This window comes from Sphingomonas yabuuchiae (assembly GCF_001477495.1).
In the GTDB taxonomy this organism is placed as follows: Bacteria; Pseudomonadota; Alphaproteobacteria; order Sphingomonadales; family Sphingomonadaceae; genus Sphingomonas; species Sphingomonas yabuuchiae_A.
Genome location: NZ_LDTF01000096.1, coordinates 1 through 12887, shown reverse-complemented (window position 1 = coordinate 12887; position 12887 = coordinate 1). Strand labels below are relative to the sequence as shown.

Genomic DNA, 12887 nt, shown 5'->3' with positions numbered 1-12887 from the left:
CCCTCCCCCACCCCCTCCCGCCTGCGGGAGGGGAGCGGCTAGAGGATAGTGCTGGAGTCTCACGTCCGCCAAACAACACGCCCCTCCCGCAGGCGGGAGGGGATGGGGGAGGGCAGAGCCGCGAGCGACTCCGCCCGAGGGGTCACCCCAATTCGACGATCGCATCCACCTCGACCGCCGCGCCCAGGGGCAGCACCGGCACGCCGACGGCCGAGCGGGCATGGCGGCCCGCATCGCCGAACAGCGACACCATCAGCTCCGACGCGCCATTGGCGACCTTGGGCTGGTCGGTGAAGTCACCGGCCGAGTTCACGAACACGCCCAGCTTCACGATCCGCTTCACGCGCGACAGGTCGCCGCCCAGATATTTCTTGATCTGCGCGACCAGCATCAGGCCGCAAGCCTGCGCCGCCTTCTGCCCGTCTTCCAGCGAGACGCCGTCGCCCAGCCGTCCGGTGACGAGCTGGCCGTCGATGAAGGGCAGCTGGCCGGAAATGTGGAGAAGCCCGCCCGCCTCGACGACGGGGACATAGGCGGCGACGGGGGCGGCAGCCTCCGGCAGGGTGAGGCCGAGCTGCTCGAGCGCGCGATCGATATGCGTGGTCATGGGGCGAGACATGGCGCGCTCGCCCCGTTCAGGTCAAGCGCCCGGTCGATTCGGGACAGGCCGGCCTTCATCGAAACGCGCGGCGATCCACGCTTCCGCCTCGCGCCAGTCGTCGATCCGGGCATGGGCGTCGGGTGCGGGGGCGATGTGCGGGGCCATTTCGGGTTCGGAGACCATGTGCAGCCGGTGGACCTGCGGCGCATGCTCGGCGACCGAGGCATGATGCTGGGCGAGGTCGTCGACGAAGACGGTGACGGGGTGGCCGTGCTCGGCGACCAGCTTTGCGACCGGCGCGCCCTTGGGTCCCGTATTACACTGGACCCGGTGATGGATGCCGAAGCGGGCCAGCTGTTCGATGCGGGGGCTGCGGCATTCCTCGATCAGGTTGGTCAGGATGACGATATCGGCGCGGGTCGCCAGCGCCGCCAGCGCCTCGGCGGCGTGCGGCACCAGCGTCTGGCGGTCCATCTGGCCGGGGAAGAAGCCGTGCAGCAGGTCCCAGGCCTCTGCCTGCGTCGGCGCGGGGCCGCCGCTGCGCCGGGTCAGCGACCCGAAGAAATCATGCCGGTCGAGCGCGAAGTCCATGTCATGCGCTTCGTCCAGCCAGTCGCGGAAGTGGCGGACCATGTGGACGAGCACCTCGTCGCAGTCGCAGATCAGCAGCGGCTTCATGCGGCCTCCAGCACCCGGCGGGCGGCGACCAGCGATTCGGGGCGCACATCCAGCGATTCGGCGCATTCGATCAGATCGGCCTCATGCCCCTCCAGAAAGGACAGGATGGCGGCCAGCACGCCGGGCTCGCCCGCCCCGCCGCGCAGTTCCTCGACCGACAGGCCGGTCAGCGCCAGCAGCCGTTCGGCGCGCGACGGGCTTTGCAGCGTCCATATGAGCGCCCGCAGCGCCAGGGCCATATTGGCTTCGATTGTATCCGGTCCGGGCATTGCCTATCGTGTCCGTCGTAATGGTGGAGACCGCGTGACAAGAAAGGTGCTCGTTGTCGAGGACAACGAACTCAATCTGAAACTCTTCTGCGACCTGTTGCGTGTGCATGGCTTCATCGCCGAGCCGGTGCGCGACGGGCGCGAGGCGGTGGCGCGCGCGCGCGAGGTGGAGCCTGACCTTATCATCATGGACATCCAGATGCCGCATGTGACCGGATACGAGCTGATCCTGGAGCTGAAGGCGGACGAGGAGTTGCGCCGCATCCCGGTGATGGCGGTGACCGCCTATGCGGGCCGCGACGACGAGGACCGCATCCGCGCGGCGGGGGCGGATTCGTACGTGTCCAAGCCGATCAGCCTGATGCGCTTCATGGAGGCGGTGAACGGGTTGTTGTGAGGGAGCTGGTTCCGACCGCGTCAAATCCCGCGCCCCCGTTCGCACTGAGCGAAGTCGAAGTGCGCGCCCCGAACCTATGCCACGAGGCCTATCCCATGGCCTTCGACTTCGCTCAGGCTGAACGGAGGATGGTGGCAAAATGTCTATTTTTGGTGGTTAGCGGACATTCCTCCGCAACCAGCGCGGCACCATCTGTCGTGGTTCACCCACATGGTCTAGCCGCACGCTAGGCCTGCCAAACGCGGTTCCCTCCACTTCTCCGTCGACTTGAGCCTCATAGAACAGGCGCTCGGGAGGAACGCTCAAGTCCGCACCTCCATAGCCGGGAAGAACCACACCGTCTGGCAGGTCGACCGTGACACCACCGTCGCATGCGACCGGAAAAATCATTGGCCTTTGATCGTAACCAGCAAAGATTAGGACTGCGCCACGGAAGCGCTCGCGTTGCTGCAAATCGGCCGCGCGCCAGCACGGTGATAACGTCGTCGGGGTCGACCCGCATGCAGCAAGCGCTGCAAGCGTGAGAACAGCTTGCAGTAGACAGGTGAGCCGCATGGCCGAACTATACGTGAGGCCCGAATGTCTGCAATTGGGCGAAAGCGGACCCTGTCGCTTTTAGACGTGGTCCTCCGAGTCATCCTCCATCACCACAGCCTTCCGCCCCTTGAACCCCTGCGCCACGACGAACCATTCCACCGAACCCTTGCGGCTCGATGGCGGCTTGGCGTGCTTCACGGTGGCGAAGTGGCGTTTCATTTCGGCGACCAGCTGCGAATCGGCGCCGCCCGCGAAGACCTTCGACACGAACACGCCGCCCGGCGACAGCACGTCGCAGGCGAAGGCGAAGGCCGTCTCGACCAGCCCCATGGTGCGCAGCGCGTCGGTCTGCGGGTGGCCGACGGTGTTGGCCGCCATGTCCGACATGACCAGATCGGGCGCGCCGCCCAGCGCCTCCATCAGCTTGCCCGGCGCGGCGTCGTCCATGAAGTCCATCTCGAAGATGGTGACGCCGTCGATCGGATCGACCGGCAACAGGTCGATGCCGACCACGCTGGCATTCGGCACCTGACGCCGCACCACCTGGGACCAGCCGCCCGGCGCCAGCCCCAGGTCGATGATCCGCTTCTTGCCGCGCAGGAAGCCGAAGCGCTCGTCCAACTCGATCAGCTTATAGGCCGCGCGACTGCGATACCCTTCCGCCTTGGCGCGGCGGACATAGGGATCGTTCAGCTGGCGCTCCAGCCAGCGGGTCGACTGGGCGGTGCGCTTCCGCGCGGTGCGCACCCGCTGGTGCAGCCCTGCATTGCCTCTGCTCACGTTCTGGCGATTCCCATCAAGCGACGCAGGATTCCCTCGCGAATCCCACGGTCGGCGATCCCTAGCCGCTCGGCGGGCCAGAGGTCCAATATCGTCTCCAGGATGGCGCAACCCGCCACCACCAGATCGGCGCGCTCGGGGCCGATGCACGCCACCTTGCCGCGCGCGGCCAGGCTCTTGCGCGACAGGTCGGCGCTGATCGCGCGCATCGCGGCCGTGGGCACGATCAGCCCGTCGACGGCGGCGCGGTCATAATGGCTGAGCCCCAGATGGACGCTGCCCAGCGTCGTCACCGTGCCGCTGGTCCCCAGCAGCCGCGGGCTCTTCAGGTTCCGGGGCAGCCGCGCGGCGAAGTCGGCGAAGCTGTCCGCGACCATCGCGCGCATCCGGGCATAGGCGGCCAGCCGCCCGGCCTCGCCCTCGCCGCCGCCAGCGCTCTCGGTCAGCGAAACGACGCCCCAGGGGGCCGAATGCCAGTCCAGGATGCGAGGCACGGGGCTGCGCGTGTCGACCAGCACCAGCTCGGTCGAGCCGCCGCCGATATCGAACACCAGGGCGGGGTCGTCGCCGGGCTCGATCAGCGCATGACAGCCGAGTACCGCCAGCCGCGCCTCTTCCTCGGCGGAGATGATGTCCAGATGGATACCCGTCTCGGCCAGCGCACGCGCGATGAAGGCGGGACCGTTGGCGGCGCGGCGACAGGCCTCGGTCGCGACCGCGCGCGACAGGGTGACGTTGCGGCGCTTCAGCTTGTCGGCACACACGCGCAGCGCGGCGATGGTGCGGTCGATGGCGGCGTCGGACAGGCGGCCGGTCGTCGCCAGCCCCTCGCCCAGTCGGACGATCCGCGAAAAGGCGTCGACGACCGCAAAGCCGCCGCCCTGCGGCCGCGCGATCAGCAGCCGGCAATTGTTGGTACCCAGGTCGAGCGCGGCATAGGCCTGCGCATCCGACCACCGGCCACGCTGGGGCCGGGGGGGTGCCGAACGGGCAGGCGGCTTGGCCTGCCGGTACGGCCTTCGGGTGGGAATATCCCCCATCGCCGTATCTCGCTTATTCTGTTCTATCCGTCACGAACATGAGCGTTCGCCGGTGCTTGAAGCCCAAGGTAGCGAGTCGGCGGGCGCGCGACAAGACGCACTGCCGCCGCCGTTGCGGAATTCGGTTGACAGGGGTGATTCGGCCGCCTAGAGGCACGCCCCTGTTCGATGCCCCGTCGTCTAAAGGTAAGACCACGGACTCTGACTCCGTTAATTGAGGTTCGAATCCTCACGGGGCATCCAGTTCTCCCTGAAATCGTTGCTTTTTACCCTGCTGCGGGTCGGGTGATGAAGGCGTTCGTGCGTCCTTCGCCCGGAACCGGGCCGCGTGTGGCGGGGTTCCCATCGGCATGGTCGTGATCGGATGCCTGCTGCTCGTCATCCTGCCGCTCATCGGTCTGGTGATCGGCGGATATCTGGGCGGGCTTGCGGTCGGCCTGTGGACGGCACTGGGCGGTTTTGCCGTCGCTTTCGCCGTCTGTTCGGTGTCGGTCGTCGCCTTGGTGAAGGCGCGCCCTTCTCGTTGAGGTCCTAGGCTGAACGCCCGGCGCGGCGGCCGGAATGCGGTGCAAGACAGGGCCGCGCCCGAACGCTATGAGCGCGGGATGCCCCGGCTGCTCCTGTTCAACAAACCCTATGGGGTCCTGTCCCAATTCACGGACAAAGGATCGCCCACGGTACGGTCGACCTTGTCGGAGTTCGTCACGGTGAAGGGCGTCTATCCCGCCGGACGGCTCGATCGGGATAGCGAGGGCCTGTTGCTGCTGTGCGATGACGGGCGGTTGCAGGCGCGCATTGCCGATCCGCGCTTCAAGATGCCCAAGACCTATCTCGTGCAGGTGGAAGGCGATCCGCAGGAGGCGGAGCTGTCGCGCCTGCGCCAAGGCGTCCGCCTCAAGGACGGCATGACCCTGCCTGCCGATGTGGAGCGTATCGACGCGCCGGACCTGTGGCTGCGCGACCCGCCGATCCGCCAGCGCAAGCTGATCCCCGACAACTGGCTGAGGATCACCATCCGCGAAGGCCGCAACCGGCAGGTGCGCCGCATGACGGCGGCGGTGGGGCTGCCTACCCTGAGGCTGGTCCGCTGGTCGATCGGCGACTGGTCCGTCGCTGGGATCGCGCCGGGCCAGTTCGTGGAGGCCCCCGGTCTGGGCAGGATGGGCGGCGGCGCGCACGACCGTTGAACGCGGCATAGGCTGCTATGGGGGCCGCACGGGTCCCTGCCGCCTGTTGCGATCGACCGCGAAAACTGTTTTGAGGCATTGACGCCTTCCGCTTACCCAAGCGCCTGGCAGGTTTTGGATTCCATGAATTATCGCCACTCCTTCCATGCGGGCAACAGCGCCGATGTCGTGAAGCACAGCCTGCTGATCGCACTGGTCCGGGCCTTGCAGCAGAAACCGGGCGCGTTGACCCTGATCGACACCCATGCCGGTTGCGGACTCTATGATCTTGGCGGCGAGCAGGCCCAACGGACCGGCGAAGCCGCCCAAGGCGTGGCGCGGGCCTTTGCCGACGCCGACCCGCTGCTGGACGATTATCGCGCCGCCGTGCAGGCAGTGAATGACGGGGCGGAGCCGCGCCTCTACCCCGGCTCGCCACGGTTCCTCGCGCAGCTCCTGCGCCCGCAGGACGTGCTGATCCTCAACGAAAAGCATCCCGAGGACGCCCGTACCTTGCGCGGCGCGATGCGCGGGACGCCTGCGGCCGTGCATGAGCGCGATGCCTATGAGCTCTGGCTGGCGATGGTTCCTACCCGCACCCCGCGCGGCGTGGTGGTGGTCGATCCACCGTATGAACAGACAGACGAACGCGCCCGCATCACCGCCACGCTCGCGGCGGCGCATCGCAAATGGGCGCATGGCGTGACGGTCATCTGGTATCCGCTGAAAGACCGCGCGACGCATGAGCGGTGGAAGTACGATCTGCACAAGCTCGGCATCCCGAAATTCCTGTCGGTCGAGCATTGGCTATACGACGCCGACCAGCCCGGCATCTATAACGGTGCGGGCCTTTTCATCGTCAATCCGCCCTATGCCTTCACGCAAGCCCTGCCGCCCCTGCTGGAATCGCTCCGCGCCGCCCTGGCACCGGAAGGGCATAGCGGTGAGATCACGGCGGATTGGTTGCGCGATTGAGGATTGGCTCGGCTGCAGGCCGGACCGGCAGCGCCTAACCAACCAGGCCACGGTTCCGTCGACGATGCGATAGACCATGGTGCGCGCGCCGTGCCTTTTCTGAAGTCCGGCGCCCGCATCAGGCGATGCTTGGCTTCCGCAGGACCAGCATGGGGTCGCCCTCAATCGCATGAGGTTCAAAGACCATCTCTTTCCCGATCATGATGGCGGAGCGGTATTCGCGGTCTGCGATCGCCTCGCTCGCCCGAACGCTTTCGTCGATTGTACGGCGTTTTCTGGGAACCATAGGCGCTGGGCGCCTCTCGCCAACGCAGCCTATTGCGGTTGACGAAGGCGATGCCGCTCAACACCCCGGTCGTTCGTTCGAGGACGGCCGTGGCTCTTGGGAAAGAACAGCCGCAGCCACTCGATCTGCTTATCCGTCAGCAAAACAGGTCGCTCATGCCCGTCTCCGTCCAGAGCCAGGATCGGATCGCGACGCTCACATCAACGAGCCTTGGCCCCAATAGCCTCAAGATCGGCCGGGAACCGATCAAATCCCTGGCTGATCGCCCATCGCGTGATCCGGTGAGGCGATAAAATAGGGGCGAGGGGCGGCGCTGTTTCTACTCGAAGGGATCGGATGCAAATATCCGATCCCGGCCTTATCCGATGACCCAGCGCGCGCCCCCAAGAATTCTCTCGTCAGAAACGAGTACGAACCGAGAAGCTGAAGTTGCGAGAGAAGTACCGCACGTCCTGCGGCGCGGCATAGGAGCCCCAATAGCTCCGATTGCCGTCCGCCGTGAGGTTGGACCCTTCGAGCGCGAGCGTCAGATTCTTGTTCACGTCATAGTTGATCGACGCGTCCAGACGACGGACGGGATCGAGGAACAGGTTATTGAACGGATCTGCACCGTCACGCCACCATTGACGTCGCGACTGCCAGTTATAGGCGACCCGGACATTCAAGCCGTCCTTCTCAAAAAAGCCTACGAGATTGTACATGTATTTCGACACGTTCAGGAACGGACCGTATACGAATGCCGCATCACGGATTTCGTTGCTGCCCGGACGAAATACGGGGAACGCCTGCCGCGTGAGGTTCATCGTGCCGTTCACCTGCACGGCGAAGCTTTTCAGGATGCCGGGAAGAAAGGTGAAGAAGGTGGTCACATTGCCTTCGATCCCGCGATGGCGCCCGCGGCCCAGATTATAGGGGCGCGTCACCAGTGTCACGACATTGGGCGCTTGTGGCAAAACTTCAGGCAATGTCCGGTCGCCGATGAAGCCTTCCTGATTCCATTGCCAAACCGCCAAACTGGCCAATCCGGTAGGCCCGAAATACCATTCCAGTGAGGCATCATATTTGGTGGTGGTTATCGGACCCAGTCGGGGATTGCCGCCCCCCGCGACGGGCCGCGCGGCGTTGCGGACATCGATTCGGAGCCGCGGATTGATCTGATATACGCTGGGGCGGCCCACCTCATACGTCCACGCCGTCCGCAATTGCAGCTTGGGTGTAAAGTGAATGATGGCATTCACGCTGGGCATGAAGTCCAGAAAATTGCCTTTCGGCGTGATCTTCTCGTCCGTGATCTGTTCGACCAGGCGGTTGTCAATATTCACGAATCGCGCGACGCGCTGGATCGCGGTCAGGTTGGTCAAGCTGTTGACCAGCCGGCCGCCGATCACCCCGTCGATCGGGAACAGCAGCTTTACGTCATAATGGGCCATGGCATAGGCCGCATAGCTGCCGTCCGACCCTTCGAAATAATCCAGCGGATTATAGGCGGGATAACGATCGGCCAGTTCGGGATAGATGCCGACCAGTTGCCCCCGGATCGCATCCCAACTCTGCCGAATCGAATTGGTATCGCCGATCAACCATTCTGCGGTCGATGCCGACGGGGATCCTTGAAATCCCTTGCCACTACTCACCAATTTGTAATTCGGCAGGCTACTGATCGGCAGGCGCAAATTACCATAGTTTCCGCGACCACCATATTGTCTATCATAGCTGCGATTGGCGTATCGAAAGCCAGTCTTGAAATAATCGATGATACTCCAATCCGTATTGACCTTGAGATCATATTTTATCTCAATCTCTCCACTTTTCGTAAACTGGCGAGACTGATTGAAACCATCGATATAAAGATAGTTTTTAGGATCCAGCAAATCGAAATTCTTGAACGTCACATTTGATCCGCCGAGCGGATCACGCTTATCGTTGAAAACGATATCGAATTCAGGCTGCTGGTTGAAGCGAATCCAGTGGAATATATTGTTCGAGTAATTTTCAGCTCGAGCGTAGTTGATCCATCCATTGAATTCCAGCCGCTCATTTTTGAAGTCGACCTGGAAGCGCCCGTTATAATTGCGGCTCTCATGCTGAAACGACTCGCGTCCGGGACCGAACGGATCGAGTGACGTGACGGTAAGAGACTCGACCAAGCGGCCATCGGGACCAAGCTTGATGTTCGACAATACTGGCGGTGGCGCGGCCGATGCCGAATAGGTCAGCGGCAGGACGAAGCCATTATCGGCCCAGAGCATTTTCTGATTGCGATAGCCGCCCTCCAGGGTGATCGACCAGCGATCATCTGGGCGCCATTGCGTCGAAACCTGCACATCGGCGCGGCGCGACCAGCCATTGGGCCCGGCGAACCCGACATCGAAGGGCATGTAGATGTTGCTCGGTGTCGTACTGGGCAGCACGATCTGGCGCGGGTTGTTCGGGACGATCGGCCGCTGGTTCCAGCGTATCGATTCGTTATAGCGAACGTCGTTATAGGTCCCGTTCACCGAAAAACCGATGCGCCCGATATCAGTATCCGCATTATAGGCGATGAGGGCACTGACATAGGGGTTCACCTTCTTGATCTGGTCAGCGTAATCGCCGCGCAGGTTGAAGGCGTAGGTGGCTCCCTCCTTGAAATCGGTCGGTCTGCGCAGCGTCAGGTTGATGACGCCGGTCTGGCTGCCTTCGACCTGGTCCGGCGTCCGCGTCTTAAAGACTTCGATCGCCGCGACGAGGTCGGACGAGATGTCATTCAGATAGGTCGTCCGATCACCGGCCGAGAAGGTTGGCGAGCCGTTGATCGTCGTCATCGCCCCGCCCAAGCCGCGGATCTTGACCTCCCCGCCTTCGCCGCGATTGCGCTCGATCTGGATGCCGGGGACGCGAGCCAGCGCTTCAGGAATGTTTTTGTCTGGCAATTTGCCTATGTCTTGCGCGACCACGACGTCGACAATCTGTGACGCCCGGCGCTTGGCGTTTCGGGCCGACTTCACATTTTCGCGAAGCCCCATGACGATGATATCGCCTTCGAGTCGCCCGTTGTTGTTGGAAAGATGAGGCTGCGACTCACCGCTCTTCGCAGTATCCTTCGCAAACCTCTCCTCGCCCTTTGTGCGCTTGCGCTTGGGTTTCTTTACGGAAGCTCCGCCTTTTATAAGAATTTGTGCTTTTCCAGTCGAATCTTGCTGTTGTTGCGCAGCAGCATCATCGACCGGCAGAGCGAAAACTAAGGCGGCCGCAGCAACTCCGCCTGCGAGTCCACGCTTGGACAGCATCCTCACCTCCCCCAAAAAACGTTTACGGCAGCTCTTTGAGCTTGCTGAAGCAATGTAACTAGACTTTTAAACTCCGACAACTTAAACTTGAAAAAATTTTTATACTGGCGCAGCCATAGGGTGCCTGAACGCTCAAGCGAGAATCGCCGAGGCCGGATGTCACGGCTCCGAAGAGAGTCGAACACCGGGTGACGCAGCCGCCCTCAGGCGTGGCGGTCAACAATAGGGGAGGGAAATGAAAGACATTCGAATCATGCCCGAACAGCGAGGCGAATCGAAAAGCACCGGCCGTCGCGAATTCTTTGCGGCCATGGTGACCGGCGCTGCGATCGTCGGCGCCGCCGGGGCAACTCAGGCTCAGGTCACGTCATCGGTCGATACCGCGCCGCTGCAATTTGCGCTGAACTTGCACTATCTTTCGACGAACATGCTCCAATTGGCGATTTACGGCGTCGGCCGCCAATTGCCGGCCCGATTCATCCGAGGCGGCGAAACACTCGATCAGCCGGGTGTTTCGGCGACCTCGGCGAAGCAAGTCGGTTTTCCAAACGGGACACGCGATATTCAGGCGCGTATCCAGGAAATCGCGGACTCGCTTTGGTTTCGCACTCTGTTGCTGCGCGATCTGCTCCGCGCCGAGGCTCCGGCGCAGAAACAGATCGACATGACCGCGGAACGATTCACCACCATGTTCCGGATGGCTGGGGCCATCGGGCCCAGCGACAGCTTCGATCCTTATGCCTCGCCGACCAACCTGGCGCTGGCGGCGGAAACGATTCTGGCTGTGCAGGCCACAGCGCTGAACGGCTTGTCGACGCTCTATACCAACTCGGTCATTCGTGCGTCGATGCTGTCCATGGCGGCGACGGCCGCGACGGACGTCACCACCATACGAACGATCCTGATGGCGGCATCCACGGCCCGGCCCGAAATCATAACGATGGTCGACCGCATGGCTTCGTGGCGCAACGGTATTGACGGAGGCAGCACGACCGATCGCGGCCTGTCGCCCATCATGGTCAATGGCCGCATGGCGGCGCGTCTGGCGCTCACAGACGACAACGGGCTGCACCTCTCGCGAACGCCCGGCCAAGCGCTGAACGTGCTGTTCATGACGTCCGGCGCGGCAACGCAAGGCGGATTTTTTCCGACCGGGATCAACGGCGCTTTCAAGACGGGTGCCGCCAACTAAGTCCGCAATTTCGATCCCAAGGGGGATGACATGACCTATTCCGACAAGGACAGCGGCGCTACCGACACCACGCGCCGCCAGATGATCCGCTGGTTCGGCACTGCCTCGATCATGGCGGGCGGGCTGGCTTTTCTCGAAGGTTGCAACGACGATGTCGTCGGCTCCGAGTCGGTGGTCAAACCGACACCTACCGCATCGGCGACCGCCACTCCCACACCACCCGCAGCCTATACGGCAACCGACGCCGACCGGATGAACTTCATCCTGCAACTCCATTATCTCTATGGCACGTTCCTGGTCCGTGCCTTGAGCGGCACCACCCTGCCAGCCGCATTGACCACGGGCGTCGGCACATCGGGCGGCGTGACCGGCGGCAGCGCCGTCACCTTTACCGACACGATGACGCTGGCCTGCGTGAATGAAGTCGCCGATGCGGTGTTGGCCCGCATTGCCTTTCTGCGACAGACATTGGGAACCGCGGCGACCGCCCAGCCTGCGTTGAACATCGCCGGTGGCCAGAACGGGCCGTTCGACGCGATCGCGCGCGTGCCCTCGACGACGACACCTATCAATTTCTTCAACCCGTATTCCGGCCAGGAAGAATTCCTGCTGGGCGCGGTCGCCCTTTCGGCCGTCCTGATGACGGCGTCCAACGCCCAGGGGTTTCAGGTCGGCGCCACGGCCAGCGGCCCCGTCGCGGCACTCGTTGCGGGCGTGACAGCCAGCGACGGGGCCATTCGCAATGCCCTCTACCAGCGCGCCATCCTTCAGGCGCGGTCGATCCCGGCGACGGAAATCCTGTTCGAGCGATCGTGGCGTATGGCAGAGGCTCGTGACCGGCTCGATGGCCCCGTCGGACTGGACCGCGGCATAGGGTGGTTCGGTGGGGGAGAGGACTTCGGTTCCCAGATTCAACTCCGGGATGATAATTGGGTCGCCCTGCGCCGTACCCCCGAACAGGCCTTGGGAATCCTCTACGCATCCGGCACGGCAGCATCCTCGGGGGGATTTTTCCCCAACGGACTGAACGGGCTGATCAAGACCAGTGGGAACAACGTCGTGTGATCCCTCGGGTCGTGCGCCTTCAGCGCCCCACTCTGAAGGCGCACGAAACTGTAGCGGAGAGGGCTTGTCCCTCTTCGTTTTTTTGGATCACGGTCAAAGGCGTGCGGATGGAACGGTGTTGCTTGCGTTCAAGCTGGCTTCAAGCGGCTTGAATTCTACTGAACCGCGCCGGGTTTGCCGGAGGCCATGGGTTGTGAGTCACGCTGCCATATCGATGTTGTCCGCGGCAGCATAATATTGCTCTTCGGCTTCAGCAGGCGGGATGTTGCCGATGGGCTCCAGCAGTCGGCGATGATTGAACCAGTCGACCCATTCGAGCGTGGCATACTCAACGGCTTCGAAGCTGCGCCAGGGTCCGCGCCTGTGGATCATCTCGGCTTTGTAGAGGCCGTTGATCGTCTCGGCCAAAGCGTTGTCGTAACTGTCGCCGACGCTGCCGACCGATGGCTCGATCCCGGCCTCGGCGAGGCGCTCGGTGTACTTGATAGACACGTATTGCGACCCGCGGTCGCTGTGGTGAACCAGGCCGCCACGGTGAACAGGTCGACGGTCATGTAGCGTCTGCTCGAGCGCATCCAGGACGAAGCCGGCATGTGCTGTCCTGCTGGCACGCCACCCGACGATCCGACGGG

General features: G+C 63.2%; 13 protein-coding genes, 1 tRNA gene and 1 pseudogene. 7 read left to right on the top strand and 8 right to left on the bottom strand.

Annotated elements, in window-relative coordinates; translation table 11 throughout:
- Positions 1-142: 142 nt before the first annotated feature.
- The 3 genes from NS355_RS15440 to NS355_RS15430 are packed head-to-tail and all read right to left on the bottom strand — an operon-like array spanning position 143 to position 1518.
- Positions 143-607: a RidA family protein gene (locus NS355_RS15440; protein ID WP_056436142.1), complete on the bottom strand. Its 465-nt coding sequence runs from the start codon at positions 605-607 to the stop codon at positions 143-145.
- Positions 608-640: 33 nt separating this feature from the next.
- The gene (locus tag NS355_RS15435; protein ID WP_058746499.1) at positions 641-1279 is read right to left on the bottom strand and encodes a hypothetical protein; all 639 of its coding nucleotides are present in this window, start codon (positions 1277-1279) and stop codon (positions 641-643) included.
- The gene (locus NS355_RS15430; protein ID WP_153008245.1) at positions 1276-1518 is read right to left on the bottom strand and encodes a DUF3572 family protein; all 243 of its coding nucleotides are present in this window, start codon (positions 1516-1518) and stop codon (positions 1276-1278) included. The genes NS355_RS15435 and NS355_RS15430 overlap by 4 nt, the downstream gene beginning before the upstream one ends.
- Positions 1519-1582: 64 nt before the next feature.
- On the opposite strand from NS355_RS15430, the gene NS355_RS15425 reads away from it, so the two are divergent.
- Positions 1583-1945 (top strand): response regulator, encoded by a 363-nt coding sequence (locus NS355_RS15425; RefSeq protein WP_058746497.1) that lies wholly within the window; start codon positions 1583-1585, stop codon positions 1943-1945.
- A gap of 615 nt (positions 1946-2560) precedes the next feature.
- Here NS355_RS15425 and NS355_RS15420 read toward each other — a convergent pair.
- Positions 2561-3262: an RlmE family RNA methyltransferase gene (locus NS355_RS15420; RefSeq protein ID WP_058746496.1), complete on the bottom strand. Its 702-nt coding sequence runs from the start codon at positions 3260-3262 to the stop codon at positions 2561-2563.
- Positions 3259-4302, bottom strand: a complete 1044-nt coding sequence (locus NS355_RS15415) for a Ppx/GppA phosphatase family protein (RefSeq protein ID WP_058746495.1) — start codon at positions 4300-4302, stop codon at positions 3259-3261. Before NS355_RS15415 ends, NS355_RS15420 begins: the two co-directional genes overlap by 4 nt.
- 169 nt (positions 4303-4471) lie before the next feature.
- Between NS355_RS15415 and NS355_RS15410 the strand changes: the two genes are divergently transcribed.
- From NS355_RS15410 to NS355_RS15400, 4 genes are all read left to right on the top strand, one after another.
- Positions 4472-4545 (top strand) — tRNA-Gln (locus NS355_RS15410).
- Positions 4546-4652: 107 nt separating this feature from the next.
- Complete coding sequence (locus NS355_RS19100) at positions 4653-4829, top strand: hypothetical protein (protein ID WP_167345473.1); 177 nt, start codon at positions 4653-4655, stop codon at positions 4827-4829.
- 78 nt (positions 4830-4907) lie between these two features.
- Complete coding sequence (locus tag NS355_RS15405) at positions 4908-5489, top strand: pseudouridine synthase (RefSeq protein WP_058746494.1); 582 nt, start codon at positions 4908-4910, stop codon at positions 5487-5489.
- Positions 5490-5612: 123 nt separating this feature from the next.
- A complete protein-coding gene (locus tag NS355_RS15400; RefSeq protein WP_058746493.1) occupies positions 5613-6443 on the top strand; it encodes a 23S rRNA (adenine(2030)-N(6))-methyltransferase RlmJ in 831 nt (276 codons plus the stop codon).
- 233 nt (positions 6444-6676) lie between these two features.
- On the opposite strand, the pseudogene NS355_RS18405 reads toward NS355_RS15400, so the two are convergent.
- Together NS355_RS18405 and NS355_RS15395 are read right to left on the bottom strand one after the other, a co-directional pair.
- Positions 6677-6886 (bottom strand): annotated as a pseudogene (locus NS355_RS18405) (transposase); the annotation flags it as partial.
- Positions 6887-7127: 241 nt separating this feature from the next.
- Positions 7128-9998 (bottom strand): TonB-dependent receptor, encoded by a 2871-nt coding sequence (locus tag NS355_RS15395; RefSeq protein WP_084788014.1) that lies wholly within the window; start codon positions 9996-9998, stop codon positions 7128-7130.
- A gap of 235 nt (positions 9999-10233) precedes the next feature.
- Between NS355_RS15395 and NS355_RS15390 the strand changes: the two genes are divergently transcribed.
- Entirely contained in the window at positions 10234-11190 is a 957-nt protein-coding gene (locus NS355_RS15390; protein WP_084788012.1) for a ferritin-like domain-containing protein, read from the top strand.
- Positions 11191-11220: 30 nt separating this feature from the next.
- Positions 11221-12255 carry a ferritin-like domain-containing protein gene (locus tag NS355_RS15385; RefSeq protein WP_058746490.1) on the top strand — a complete coding sequence of 345 codons (1035 nt, stop codon included), beginning with the start codon at positions 11221-11223 and terminating at the stop codon, positions 12253-12255.
- 198 nt (positions 12256-12453) lie between these two features.
- Here NS355_RS15385 and NS355_RS15380 read toward each other — a convergent pair.
- Positions 12454-12887: DDE-type integrase/transposase/recombinase (locus NS355_RS15380; RefSeq protein ID WP_153008244.1), on the bottom strand; the 434-nt coding region annotated here is incomplete at its 5' end.